Origin of the sequence: Ferrimonas sediminicola, assembly GCF_005116715.1 — a bacterium.
Classification (GTDB): Bacteria; Pseudomonadota; Gammaproteobacteria; order Enterobacterales; family Shewanellaceae; genus Ferrimonas; species Ferrimonas sediminicola.
Map to the genome: position 1 here is coordinate 32,856 of NZ_SWCI01000011.1, position 12,943 is coordinate 45,798.

A 12,943-nucleotide genomic window follows, 5' to 3' on the forward strand; every position below is an offset into this window, starting at 1 on the left:
CCATTCCGAGTATAGGTAGCAAACAGGTGGTAATTATTGACCAAGGTCACGCTTTTTGCGGTTGATTATTGTTCGGCATAACCCACCTGAGTCTCTAATTGGCCAAGGTAAAGCTGCCTATTTTGCCGGGGTCTGGGGGGATCCCTCTGCGTGATCCGGCGGCTGGCGTCACTCCCACGGCGGTGGCGTGACGCCCAGCTCATCCTGGATGAGTTTCAGAAAGGCAGTGGTTTTTGCCGGAAGTCCCTCTCGGCCCGGCAGCAGTGCGTAGATGGTATGACTGGGCAGGGGCCAGGACGGCAACAGGGACACCAGGGTGTTGTCCCTCAGTTGGGGGGCGACGATGAAGGTGGGCATCTGTGCGATGCCGATCCCCGCCACCAGGGCGTCGAGCAGGGCCTCCGAGTTGTTGGCCCGATAGTTGCCTTCGGGCTGAATCTGTTCCTCTCCCAGCTGCCAGTGGCGACCGCCACGGAAGTAGCTGTACTCTAGGCAGTTGTGCTCGGCCAGCGCCGAGGGGGAGCTGGGCACACCATGGCGTTCCAGATAGCCCGGGCTGGCGCACAGCACCGATCGGCAGGGGGCGATGGGGACCGCCACCTGCTGAGAGTCGGGCAGGTGGCCGATGCGGATCGCTAGGTCGATGCCGTCGGCCACCAGGTCCACCATGCGATCATCCAGGTGGAGATCCACCTTCACGCCGGGGTGGTCTGCCAGGAAGCGGGGGATCAGCGGTGCCACGTAGCGACGGCCAAACACCATCGGCAGGCTGAGGCTGAGGGTGCCTCGAGGCTGGTTCCGGCTCAGCTCCAGCCGGTTTTGCCCCCGCTGCACCAACTCCCACGCCTTGCGGGCATCCTCATAGAACTCCCGGCCCTCCCGGGTCAGGCTCAGGCTGCGGGTGGTGCGCAGCAGCAAAGGGCTGCCCAGGGTTTGCTCCAGGGCCTGGATCCGCTTGCTGACCGCCGAAGGAGTCATTTCCAGACGTCGGGCGGCGGCGGTAAAGCTGCCGGTCGCCACCACCGCCACGAGGACGGGGATGGCGGCGAAGAGATCTCTGTTCAAATTTGTTCCTGAGAGGACATTCAGTTGTTCCAAATTTGCCATTATATACCCGCTGCGGCTTGTGTAGAGTGGAGGGCAAATCCTATTGCGGAGAGTCCCTTTGAATTACGACTGGATCCTGTTTGATGCCGACGACACCCTGTTCCACTTCGACGATTTCGCCGGGCTGTCCCGACTGTTCGCCGACCGCGGACTGGCCTTCGACCGGGAGGCCTACCAGGCCTATCAGCAGAGAAACCGGCCGTTGTGGGTCGCCTACCAGAACGGAGAGATTGGCGCCCGGGAGGTGCAGCAGATCCGCTTCGAACCCTGGCGGGAACTGCTGGCCATGAGTGCTGGTGAGATCAATGCCGCCTTCCTCGGGGCGATGGCCGAGGTGTGCTGTCCCCTTCCGGGAGCCCGTGAGCTGCTGACGGCTCTGCAGAGCCGGGCCAGGCTGGGGATCATCACCAATGGCTTTACCGACCTGCAGCGGGTGCGACTGGAGCGCAACCACCTGGATCAGGTGTTTTCCCTGGTGGTGATCTCCGAACAGGTGGGGGTGGCCAAACCGGATCCGCGCATCTTCGATCACGCCATGAAGTTGATGGACCACCCGAGGGCGGAGCGGGTGTTGATGGTGGGGGACAACCCCCACTCGGATATCCTCGGTGGCAACCGCGCCGGTTTCCACACCTGCTGGCTGAACCATCACGACACCCCCTGCCCGGAGGGGATTACCCCGGATTTTCAGGTGCGTCATCTGGCGGAGCTGCAGGCGCTGCTGCTGGCCTGAGGCCTCAGCCCCGCGAAGCCCTAGAGGGCGCCCTCAAACCCCTGCTGACGCCAGGCCTCGTAGCTGACGATGGCCACGGCGTTGGAGAGGTTCAGGCTGCGGCTGCTGCCCTGCATAGGGATGCGGATGCGCCGGGTTGCGGGGATGGCGTTGCGCACCGGCGCCGGCAGTCCCCGGGTCTCCGGGCCAAACAGCAGCACGTCCCCGGGCCGGTAGTCGGGCTCGGTATGGGGGCGGCTCCCCTTGGTGGTGAGGGCGAAGACACGCCGGCCCGCCATCGCCTCAAGGAAGGCCGGGTAGTCCGGGTAGCGGGTGACCCGGGTCAGATCGCCATAGTCCAGCCCGGCACGGCGCAGCTTCTTCTCCTCCAGATCAAACCCCAGAGGCTCAATCAGGTGCAGATGGCAGCCGTTGTTGGCACAGAGGCGGATGATGTTGCCGGTATTGGGGGCGATCTCCGGCTCAAACAGGGCGATCTCAAACATGGTGTGGGCTGGCTGATGGTCAGGGCGGGTCAGTATGACAGCGGGGCCGGGGGGCTGCAAGTCACTCGATGGGCAGGGTCAGGGTGACGCAGAGGCCGCCCAGCACGCCAATCTCCGCCCTGATCTGCCCCTGGTGGGCGGTGACCGCCCCCTGGACGATCGCCAGGCCCAGGCCCCAGCCGCCACTCTGGCGATCCCGGGCCTTGGAGACCCGGTGGAACGGCTTGAAGATGGCCTCCAGCTGCTCTGGCGGCACGCCCGGACCGTCGTCCTCCACCCGCAGGTTGAGCCGCTCTCCCCGGCGCCAGGCGCTTAGCCTGATCTGCTGGTTGCCGTAGCGGATGGCGTTGCGCAGCAGGTTCTCCACCGCCCGTTGCAGCAGGGTTTCGCAGCCATTGAGGGTCAGCCCTTGTGGCAGGGTCACCTCCAGCCTCTTACCCGCCTGCTCGGCCTCGAAGGCGGCGCCGTCGATCACCCGCTCCAGGGTGTCTCCCAGGTTGAGCCGCTGCTTGGTGTCGGTCACCTGGCTGTTGAGACGGGAGAGCTGCAACAGCTCCTGGATCATTCCCTCCATCTGGGCGGCCTGCTGCTCCAGCCGAGTCAGCTCGTTGCTCGCCTGGCCCTTGCGCTTGGCCAGGGCCAGGGCCAGCTGGATCCGGGTCAGCGGAGTGCGCAGCTCGTGGGAGATGTCGGAGATCAGCCGCTGCTGCTCCCGGACCAGGGTGCTGACCGAGTGGGCCATGGTGTCGAAGCTGCGGGCCAACTGCCCCACCTCGTCCCGCCTGGCCAGGATCCTGGGTTCCACCCTGGCATCCAGGTCCCCGTGGCCCAGCTGCAGGGCGGTCAGCCGCAGGGCGTTCAGCGGCCGGCCAAAGTGCCAGGCCACCAGGCCAAAGATCACCCCGGACACCAGGGCCACCAGCAGCACGAACATCAATGGGTTCTCCTGAAGGTAGAGGATCCAGCTCCTGGAGTGGGAGGCTTTCATCTCCACCAGCAGCAGGGTGGGCTGGCCATTCAGGGTCAGGGGTTCGGGGCCGAAGATCACCGAGCGGATGCTGTAGAACGCCATGGGGGTCAGGGCTTCGTTTTCCAGCAGGAAGCGGCGCGCCGCCCGGGGCAGGCGCTTGGCTTCGTGCCCCAGGGGCCGGCCATCCAGGGTCAGCAGGTGGAAGCGGAAGCGATCATCCCGCAGCGGGCCCATGCCCGGCCCGGGGGGACGCTTGCCTTTGTCCTCGGCGGGATGAATGCGATGGCGCATCATGTCGGCGAAGCGGTCGAGGTCGCGGATTGGCAGGGTCTCGAGACGGCGGGCGGCCTTGAGCAGGAACTCCTGTTGCCACGACTTCAGCGGCTGCAGGTCCTGGGGTTGCAGCACCTTGGGGATCAGGATCACCGAGCCGACGATCAGGCTGGTGGTGATCCAGAATGCCAGCAACAGCTTGAGAAAGAGTCGGTTGGGAAGGGCGACCTCTATTCGAGCCATATGTAGCCTTTGCCCCTGACGGTCTTGATGCGGGGACGGCCGTCCTGGCGTTCGGGCAGCTTGCGCCTCAGGTTGGACAGGTGCATGTCCAGGCTGCGATCGAAGGGCATCAGCTTCTTACCGAGGACGCTGACGCTGAGATCCTCCTTGGCCACCACCTCTCCGGTGTGATCCAGCAGGGCCTGAAGCAGGGAAAATTCGGTGGAGGTGAGCGGTAGCAGCTCCTCGCGGTACCACACCTCCTGGCGGCCCGGGCTGACCACCAGGTCGTTGTCGGTGATCTGATCCGAGGGATCCCACTCCTGGGTGCGGCGCAGGATGGCGCGGATTCGGGCCACCAGCTCGCGGTCGTTGAACGGCTTGGGCAGGTAGTCGTCGGCGCCGATCTCCAGCCCGACAACCCGGTCGATGTCGTCGCCGCGGGCGGTCAGCATCAGTACCGGCAGGCGGCTCTGCTTGCGCAGCTCCCTGAGGATTTCGAAACCGTTCATCTCCGGCAGCATCACGTCCAGCAGCAGCAGGTCGAAGCCGCCGCTCTGTGCCAGTGCCAGCCCCTCCCGACCGTTCTGGCAGCAGGCGAGGTGGTATCCCTCCATCTGCAACAGCTCGGTGAGCAGCTCGCACAGTTCCAGATCGTCTTCAACGAGAAGAATCTTGCCCATTTTGGCCCTCCAAAAACCCTTGATGCCGTAAGCCTACCGTGGCCCGGGAGTCGGTCTGACTCTACTTTACACAGTTTTACTCGCGGCTGCAGTTGCCTGACGTGCGGAGGGATAGACTGGAATCGTACCGAAATGACCGACTCTCGAAACTACAGAAGGACTGACGATATGAAAGCAACCAAGAGATGGGCGCTGGCCGCCGCGGCGGGTCTGCTGCTCTCCATGACCGTCGTTTCCACCGCCTCCGCCAACCACCCCGGTCAGGGCCCCTGCCAAGAGCGGGGCGGCGGCTTTTATGGGGGGAACCAGGGTGGCAAGCAGCTGACACGGATGCTGCGCCACCTGGATCTGTCCGATGCCCAGAAGCAGCAGGTGAAGGCGATCCTGGCCCGGGCCGAGGCGGAGCGTCCCGGGCGCGATCCGGAGGCGAAGAGGGCGCAGATGGAGCGCCACCATCAGCTGATGAAGGCGGCGGAGTTCGATGAGCAGGCGGCCCGTGAGATGATCGCGGCGGGTCAGGCCAGGATGGCGGAGATGCGGCTCAAGCAGATGAGAGTTAAGCACGAGATCATGCAGCTGCTGACCGCCGAACAGAAGCAGCAGCTGCAGGAGCGGCGCGCCAACAGGATGAAGCGACTGGACGACCGTTTCTGATTCTCATTAAGAATCAATTAAAAGGGTGGCAGATGCCGCCTTTTTTCATTGGTGCTGCCGTCGCAGCTGGTACACTGGCTGCTGTTTCATAAATTCGGATTGGATAGATATGCCTCAACCCGTCAGTGCCGACTACAAGTTCTGGGTGACCTGGGCCAGCCGTGCCTCGGTGGCCACCGCCACCGTACTTATCGTGGCCAAGCTTACTGCCTGGTTCTACTCCGGCTCCGCCAGCATGCTGGCGTCACTCACCGATTCCCTGATGGATGCCGCCGCCTCGCTGATCAACCTGATGGCCCTGAGGCTGGCGATCCAGCCCGCCGACGACAACCACAAGTTTGGTCACGGCAAGGCGGAGCCCCTGGCTACCCTGGCACAGGCGGGCTTTATCCTGGGATCCAGTTTCCTGCTGGTGTTCCATGGCATCGACCGCATCCTCAAGCCGGCGGCACTGACCCACGGCAATGTCGGGATCGGGGTGTCATTGTTTGCCATCGCCCTGACCCTGGCGCTGCTGGCGGTGCAGCGCCATGCGGTCAAGGTGACCGGGTCTACTGCCATCGCCGCCGATGCCCTGCACTACCGCTCCGATCTGCTGCTGAACCTGGCGGTACTGGTGGCCCTGGTGCTCTCAGCCCAGGGGATGCTGTGGGCGGACGGGGTGTTCTCGGTGCTGATCGCCCTCTACATCGGCTACGGGGCGGTGACCCTGGGATACGAAGCGGTGCAGCTGCTGCTGGATCGGGAGGCGGAGCCCGAGGTACAGGAGCAGATTGTCCAGCTGGCCCGGGAGGATCAGCGGGTGTTGGGCCTGCACGACATGCGCACACGCCGCGCCGGCCATATGCTGTTTGTCCAGTTGCACATCGAACTGGACAGTGACCTGTCGCTGAGAGAGGCACACGACATCGCCGAGTCGGTGGAGGATCGCATTCGCACCTTTTACCCGGACAGCGATGTGATCGTCCACCAGGATCCCCAGGAGGTGGTGCCCGGATTTCAGCCCGAGGCGGGCAGCCCGGGCTAGACGCCCAGCTCCTTCAGCTTGCGGGTGAGGGTGTTGCGCCCCCACCCCAGCAGCTTGGCCGCTTCCTGCTTGTGGCCGCCGCTGTGCGCCAGGGCGGTCTCCAGCATGATCTTCTCAAACTGGGGCAGGGCGGTGGCCAGCAGCTCCCGCTGGCCCGAGGCCAACGCTTCGCTGGCCCATCTGGCCAGGCCGCTCTGCCAATCCTCGCCCCCCGGCAGCGGGGCCGCTTCTCCGCCGGGTTGCAGCTCGGGGGGCAGATCGGCGGGCAGGATCTCCTGGCCAGACGCCATCACCGTCAGCCAGCGGCAGCTGTTTTCCAGCTGGCGGACGTTACCGGGCCAGGGCAGGGCCACCAGCCGCTCCAGGGTATCGCGGTGCAGCCGCTTGGGATCCACTCCCAGCTCCGAGGCGGCTCGGGCCAGGAAGTGGCGGGTCAGCGCCGGAATGTCTTCACGGCGATCCTTGAGGGAGGGCAGGTGTACCCGGATGACGTTGAGGCGGTGGAACAGGTCCTCACGAAACTCCCCGGCGGCCACCCGGCTCTCCAGATCCTGGTGGGTGGCGGCGATGATGCGCACATCCACGGTCACCGGCTGGTGGCCGCCGACGCGGTAGAACTGGCCGTCCGCCAGCACCCTCAGCAGCCGGGTCTGCACATCCAGCGGCATGTCGCCGATCTCGTCCAGAAACAGGGTGCCGCCATCGGCCTGTTCGAAGCGTCCCTGGCGGACGCCGGCGGCCCCGGTAAAGGCCCCCTTTTCATGGCCGAACAGCTCCGACTCGATGAGATCCTTGGGGATGGCGGCCATATTCAGGGCGATAAAGGGGCGGCTGGCCCTCGGACTGTGCTTGTGCAGGGCATGAGCCACCAGCTCCTTGCCGGTACCGGACTGGCCGTTGATCAGCACGCTGATGGTGGAGCGCGACAGGCGGCCGATGGCCCGGAACACCTCCTGCATCGCCGGGGCTTCGCCGATTATCTCGGGTACCGGCAGCGCCTCCTCGTCGGCCGAGGGCTTGCGGCTGGCGGCTTGTTCCAGGGCTCGCTGCACCAGGGAGACTGCCTCGTCGATGTCAAAGGGTTTGGGCAGGTACTCGAAGGCGCCGGCCTGATAGGCGCCGACGGCGCTGTCCAGATCCGAGTGGGCGGTCATGATGATCACCGGCAGTTCCGGGAACTGCCTCTGCACCTTCTCCAGCAGGGTCAGCCCATCGGTACCCGGCATGCGAATGTCGCTGATGATGGCACTGGGCTGGGCGTCACCCAGGGCTTCCCACAGGGAATCGGCGCTGGAGAAACTGGCGCAGCTGATCCCTTCGGCTCGCATCGCCTGTTCCAGTACCCAGCGGATTGAGCTGTCGTCATCCAGAATCCAGAGTTGCTCGGTCATTTCTCCTCCTTGTTGGGAATCAGCGGCAGCACCAGGGTAAAGGCGGTGTGCCCCGGCCAGCTGTCCAGGTCGATGCGCCCCTGGTGCTGGGCAACGGCGTTCTGGGCGATGGAGAGGCCCAGGCCGGATCCCTCCTGGCGTCCGGTCACCATGGGGTAGAACAGGGTGTCTTTCAGTTTCTCATCGATGCCGGGCCCGTCGTCGATGACGCTTACCGCCACCGCCATGCGGTGGCGTTTGCCGGCGATGGTGATCTGGCTGCAGGCCCGGGTTTTCAGGGTGATGGTGCCCCGCCCCTCCAGCGCCTGGGCGGCGTTGCGGACGATGTTGAGTACCGCCTGCTGCAGCAGATCCCGGTCCATGTCGAAATCTGGGATGGAGGGATCGTAATCCCGGACAAACGTGAGCTGTTCGGAAAACTCCAGGCCACAGAGGCGGGCGACCTGCTCGAGGATGCGGTGGATGTTGCCGGGTTCCCTCTGTCCCGGCTTCTGCGGACCTAGCAGCTTATCGACCAGGCTGCGTAAGCGGTCCGCCTGCTCGATGATGATCCCGGTAAATTCCTTGAGCCTTGCCTCCTCCAGCTGCCGCTCCAGCAGTTGGGCGGCGCCTCTCAGTCCCCCAAGGGGGTTTTTGATCTCATGGGCCAGGCCTCGCACCAGCAGCTGGGCCGCGTGGTGCTGAGCGTACTGGTGCAGCTCCTGGCTGATCCGCTGCTGCTGGTCGATCACCCGGATCTCCAGCAGTCCCCGGCCCGGTGACAGTGGGGTCAGGAACAGGTCCACCGTGTGGTGCTGCCCCTCCAGGGTGGCCAGGCTCATGGCGTAGAAGGCGGCGGCCTGGCTGTCCGCCAGGTTCTCCTTCAGCTGGGCCGGCTTGACTCCCAGGTGGGAGATGCACTCGGTCAGGGTCAGCTCTCCCAGGCGGCGCTGGCTGAGGCCGAACAGCTGCTCACTGGCCTGGTTGGCGAACTCCACCCCCAGGGTGCGGTTCACCACCAGCAGGGCGGCGTTGAGATGGTTGAGCAGATTGATTTCCTGTATGTCGGCCATGGTCGGTGAAGCTCCTCGGGGCATCCTCTACTAAGATACCACTGCACCAACATGGTGCAAACATGGGGTGGGCGGTTGCCTCAATCTGGTGAGCGACCGCCCGGCAGGGCCCATGATGGTGGTTTTTCCACTGATGGTCAGATCTGTTGCAAGAGCCCTGCCAAGTCGTCGGTCAGGGTGGGGTGTTCTCGGCCGGGGGCTGCTGATGGCGGGGGTTGCCGAACAGCCTGGACTGGCGGTGCAGGTGGACGGTGATCGCCTGGCTCTCTGCCAGCAGTGCACCCTCGGCGTCCACCATCAACGCCTGCAGCCGATGGGAACCCCTGTCCACATTCTCCAGGGTGATCCGGCCGCCCTTCAGGGGGTGGAGCCGGTCGTCCACCAGCAGTTGCAGGCTGTGGTCCGGAGCGGGTTTGGGGTCTGTGGTTACCCTGACCGCCAGCCGACCCTGGTTGCTGCGTAGGGTGGCGTCCGGAGCCGGGTTGATGATCGCCAGGGTGTAGTGGGCCGCGGTCTCGACTGGGGGCGGGCTGACAGTGGGGAGAATCGGCGCGTGCAGGGTCACCCGATTGCCCGGGGTGAGGGTGACCGGCTCTGCCTGTCCGGGTGGGGGCAGATCGCCATAGTGAATCACGCCACGGTCGTCCACCCACCGATAGATGGCGGCCTGACCCTGGGCACACAGCAGCAGCAACAGCAAGAGGGTTCTCATCCCTGTCTCCTCCTTGCGATCATCCATTCAGTGTAGCAGTGGCGCGGCCACAAAAAAGCCCGCCGGAGGGCGGGCTTTGTCAGAGATCAGGCTTAGCAGCTGTAGTACATCTCAAACTCAACGGGGTGAGTGGTCATGTTCAGGCGCTCGACTTCGGCGCGCTTCAGCTCCAGGTAGGAGTCGATGTAATCATCGGAGAAGACGCCGCCGGTGGTCAGGAACTCGCGGTCTGCGTCCAGGCACTCCAGGGCCTGCTCCAGGGAGGCGGCCACGGTCGGGATCTCGGCCGCTTCCTCGGCGGGCAGGTCGTACAGATCTTTGTCCATCGCTTCGCCGGGGTGAATCTTGTTCTTGATTCCGTCCAGGCCAGCCATCAGCATGGCTGCGAACGCCAGGTAGGGGTTGGCGGTCGGATCGGGGAAGCGCACTTCGATGCGGCGACCCTTGGGGCTGGGGACCACGGGGATACGGATGGACGCGGAGCGGTTACGGGCGGAGTAGGCCAGCATCACCGGGGCCTCGAAGCCGGGCACCAGACGCTTGTAAGAGTTGGTGGAGGCGTTGGCAAAGGCGTTGATGGCGCGGGCGTGCTTGATGATGCCGCCGATGTAGTACAGGGCGGTTTCGGACAGGCCGCCGTACTTGTCGCCGGCAAACAGGTTGACACCGTCCTTGGAGAGGGACTGGTGGCAGTGCATGCCGGAGCCGTTGTCGCCCACCACGGGCTTGGGCATAAAGGTGGCTGACTTGCCATAGGCGTGGGCCACGTTGTGTACCACGTACTTGTAGATCTGAATTTCGTCCGCCTTTTCAACAATGCTGTTGAACATGGTGGCGATCTCGTTTTGACCGGCAGTGGCCACCTCGTGGTGGTGCGCCTCGACGGTCAGGCCCATCTCCTCCATCACCAGACACATGGCGGAGCGCAGGTCCTGGGAGGAGTCAACGGGGGCCACCGGGAAGTAGCCGCCCTTGACGCCTGGACGGTGACCCATGTTGCCGCCTTCATACTCCTTGGCGGAGTTCCAGCTGGCCTCTTCGGCGTCGATGCGGTACATGGAGCCGGACATGTCGGTGTGGAACTTCACGTCGTCAAACAGGAAGAACTCCGGCTCGGGGCCGAAGAAGACCTGGTCGGCGAAGCCGGCTGAGCGCATGTAGGCTTCGGCGCGCTTGGCGATGGAGCGGGGGTCGCGATCGTAACCCTGCATGGTGGTGGGTTCGATGACGTCACAGCGGAGATTCAGGGTCGCCTCCTCGGTGAAGGGATCCAGAACAGCGGTGGCCGGGTCGGGCATCAGAACCATGTCGGACTCGTTGATCCCCTTCCAGCCAGCGATGGAGGAACCGTCGAACATCTTGCCCTCTTCGAAGAAGTCGGCACCAACCTGGTGGGTGGGCAGGGAGACGTGTTGCTCTTTACCCTTAGTATCGGTGAAGCGCAGATCGACAAACTTCACATCATTTTCTTTAATCAGTTCCAATACGTGTTCGACAGACATCCGATTTACCTCCAAATGGCGTTTGCGCCCCTAAGTTTCTGTCACCTCTTATGCCAGAGCTGTGCCAAAAAATTAAGTGGCTGATTATAAAGAGATTGTTGAGGGGTGGCTGGGCCAGGGGACGAACAAATGCACCATTTTGGTGCGGCCGGTGGTCGTTTTTGGTGCATTGCACTCGGGATAAGGCAGCGGCGTCCATGGCTTGGGTCCGTTGGTGAAAAAAAGCACTGTCCTGATGCGTGATGACAGAGTAGAATGGCCGCCTTTTTGATGCAACCTAATATGGAGCCAGGCAGAACAGTGCTGGATAAATTACGAAATATTGCGATCATTGCGCACGTCGACCACGGTAAGACCACCCTGGTGGACAAGCTGCTGCAGCAATCCGGAACCCTGGAGAGCCGCACCGAGCTGGATGAGCGGGTGATGGACTCCAACGATCTGGAAAAAGAGCGCGGTATCACCATTCTGGCTAAGAACACTGCCATCAAGTGGAACGACTATCGCATCAACATCGTGGACACCCCCGGACACGCCGACTTTGGCGGCGAGGTGGAGCGGGTGATGTCCATGGTGGACAGCGTTCTGCTGCTGGTGGACGCCCAAGAGGGTCCCATGCCCCAGACCCGCTTCGTGACCCAGAAGGCGTTTGCCCAGGGACTGAAGCCCATCGTGGTGATCAACAAGATCGACAAGCCCGGTGCCCGCCCCGACTGGGTGATGGACCAGGTGTTCGACCTGTTTGACAACCTGGGTGCCACCGACGACCAGCTGGACTTCCAGGTGGTGTACGCCTCCGCCCTGAACGGTTGGGCCTCCAAGGACTCCGAAGAGGCCGGTACCGACATGACTCCCCTATTCGAAACCATCATCGAGCAGGTGGAAGCGCCCAAGGGCAACGTTGACGGTCCGTTCCAGATGCAGATCTCCCAGCTGGACTACAACTCCTACGTGGGCGTTATCGGCGTCGGCCGCGTCAGCCGCGGTAAGGTCAAGGTGGGCCAGCAGGTGACCATTCACTGCGCCAACGGCACCATCCGCAACGGCAAGGTTGGCCAGGTGCTGGGTTACCTGGGCTTGGAGCGTCACGAAGTTGAAGAGGCTCAGGCGGGCGACATCATCGCCATCTCCGGCCTGGGTGAGCTGAAGATCTCCGACACCGTGTGCTGCCCCTCCGAGGTGGAGGCCCTGCCGGCCCTGTCCGTGGATGAGCCCACCGTGACCATGACCTTCCAGGTGAACACCTCCCCGTTCTCCGGCCAGGAAGGCAAGTACGTGACCTCGCGTAACATCCTCGAGCGTCTGCAGAAGGAGCTGGTGCACAACGTGGCCCTGCGCGTGGAGGAGACCGACGATCCGGACAAGTTCCGCGTCTCCGGCCGGGGTGAATTGCACCTGGGTGTGCTGATCGAGAACATGCGCCGTGAAGGTTACGAGCTGGCGGTATCCCGTCCCGAGGTGATCCTGCGTACCGTTGACGGTGTGCTGGAGGAGCCCTACGAGACCGTCACCGTGGACGTGGAGGAGGAGCACCAGGGCAGCATCATGGAGAAGCTGGGTCTGCGCAAGGCTGAGCTGACCGACATGGCCCCTGACGGCAAGGGTCGCATCCGCATGGACTTCATCATGCCCTCCCGTGGCCTGATCGGCTTCCAGACCGAGTTTATGACTCTGACCTCTGGTACCGGCCTGATCTACCACACCTTCTTCAAGTACGGCCCCCACAAGGGCGGCGAGATCGGCCAGCGCATCAACGGCGTGCTGATCGCCAACGCCACCGGTAAGGCCCTGACCAACGCCCTGTTCAATCTGCAGGAGCGCGGTCGCCTGATGATCGGCCACGGTGTCGAGGTGTACGAAGGGATGGTGGTGGGTATCCACAGCCGCGACAACGACCTGACCGTCAACGTGCTCAAGGGCAAGCAGCTGACCAACGTCCGTGCGTCCGGCACTGACGACGCCCAGGTACTGACTCCGCCCATCAAGATGACCCTGGAGCAGGCTCTGGAGTTCATCGACAACGACGAGCTGGTCGAGGTGACCCCTGAGAGCATCCGCATCCGCAAGAAGCTGCTGACCGAGTCCGATCGCAAGCGCGCTTCCCGGGAAGCGAAGAAGTAATTCCTCTCAAG

At 63.7% G+C, this 12,943-nt stretch carries 12 protein-coding genes; 4 read left to right on the plus strand and 8 right to left on the minus strand.

Going from position 1 to position 12,943, the window contains the following annotated elements; genetic code table 11:
- Nucleotides 1-168: 168 nt before the first annotated feature.
- A complete protein-coding gene (locus FCL40_RS14520; RefSeq protein ID WP_229360344.1) occupies nucleotides 169-1,065 on the minus strand; it encodes a LysR family transcriptional regulator in 897 nt (298 codons plus the stop codon).
- Nucleotides 1,066-1,165: 100 nt separating this feature from the next.
- On the opposite strand from FCL40_RS14520, the gene yjjG reads away from it, so the two are divergent.
- The gene (gene yjjG, locus FCL40_RS14525) at nucleotides 1,166-1,840 is read left to right on the plus strand and encodes a pyrimidine 5'-nucleotidase (protein ID WP_136854023.1); all 675 of its coding nucleotides are present in this window, start codon (nucleotides 1,166-1,168) and stop codon (nucleotides 1,838-1,840) included.
- Nucleotides 1,841-1,860: 20 nt separating this feature from the next.
- Here the strand turns inward: yjjG and FCL40_RS14530 are convergent, their stop codons facing one another.
- From FCL40_RS14530 to FCL40_RS14540, 3 genes are all read right to left on the minus strand, one after another.
- A complete protein-coding gene (locus FCL40_RS14530; protein WP_136854024.1) occupies nucleotides 1,861-2,325 on the minus strand; it encodes a tRNA (cytidine(34)-2'-O)-methyltransferase in 465 nt (154 codons plus the stop codon).
- Nucleotides 2,326-2,386: 61 nt separating this feature from the next.
- Entirely contained in the window at nucleotides 2,387-3,811 is a 1,425-nt protein-coding gene (locus tag FCL40_RS14535) for an ATP-binding protein (protein WP_136854025.1), read from the minus strand.
- Nucleotides 3,799-4,473, minus strand: a complete 675-nt coding sequence (locus FCL40_RS14540) for a response regulator (RefSeq protein ID WP_136854026.1) — start codon at nucleotides 4,471-4,473, stop codon at nucleotides 3,799-3,801. Before FCL40_RS14540 ends, FCL40_RS14535 begins: the two co-directional genes overlap by 13 nt.
- Nucleotides 4,474-4,641: 168 nt before the next feature.
- Here FCL40_RS14540 and FCL40_RS14545 point away from each other — a divergent pair, with 168 nt between their 5' ends.
- Nucleotides 4,642-5,127 carry a Spy/CpxP family protein refolding chaperone gene (locus FCL40_RS14545; RefSeq protein ID WP_169307139.1) on the plus strand — a complete coding sequence of 162 codons (486 nt, stop codon included), beginning with the start codon at nucleotides 4,642-4,644 and terminating at the stop codon, nucleotides 5,125-5,127.
- A 109-nt stretch (nucleotides 5,128-5,236) separates the two neighbouring features.
- Complete coding sequence (gene fieF / locus FCL40_RS14550; protein WP_136854028.1) at nucleotides 5,237-6,154, plus strand: cation efflux pump FieF; 918 nt, start codon at nucleotides 5,237-5,239, stop codon at nucleotides 6,152-6,154.
- Here fieF and glnG read toward each other — a convergent pair.
- The 4 genes from glnG to glnA form a co-directional block, all read right to left on the minus strand.
- On the minus strand, nucleotides 6,151-7,545 hold the full coding sequence (gene glnG, locus FCL40_RS14555; RefSeq protein WP_136854029.1) for a nitrogen regulation protein NR(I): 1,395 nt from the start codon (nucleotides 7,543-7,545) through the stop codon (nucleotides 6,151-6,153). The genes fieF and glnG overlap by 4 nt on opposite strands.
- On the minus strand, nucleotides 7,542-8,588 hold the full coding sequence (gene glnL, locus FCL40_RS14560) for a nitrogen regulation protein NR(II) (protein WP_205729146.1): 1,047 nt from the start codon (nucleotides 8,586-8,588) through the stop codon (nucleotides 7,542-7,544). The genes glnG and glnL overlap by 4 nt, the downstream gene beginning before the upstream one ends.
- Before the next feature lie 181 nt (nucleotides 8,589-8,769).
- Entirely contained in the window at nucleotides 8,770-9,309 is a 540-nt protein-coding gene (locus FCL40_RS14565) for a DUF4124 domain-containing protein (protein ID WP_169307140.1), read from the minus strand.
- A gap of 92 nt (nucleotides 9,310-9,401) precedes the next feature.
- A complete protein-coding gene (gene glnA, locus FCL40_RS14570; protein ID WP_136854032.1) occupies nucleotides 9,402-10,811 on the minus strand; it encodes a glutamate--ammonia ligase in 1,410 nt (469 codons plus the stop codon).
- Nucleotides 10,812-11,093: 282 nt separating this feature from the next.
- On the opposite strand from glnA, the gene typA reads away from it, so the two are divergent.
- Nucleotides 11,094-12,932 (plus strand): translational GTPase TypA, encoded by a 1,839-nt coding sequence (typA, locus tag FCL40_RS14575; protein WP_136854033.1) that lies wholly within the window; start codon nucleotides 11,094-11,096, stop codon nucleotides 12,930-12,932.
- The last annotated feature ends 11 nt before the right edge of the window (nucleotides 12,933-12,943 follow it).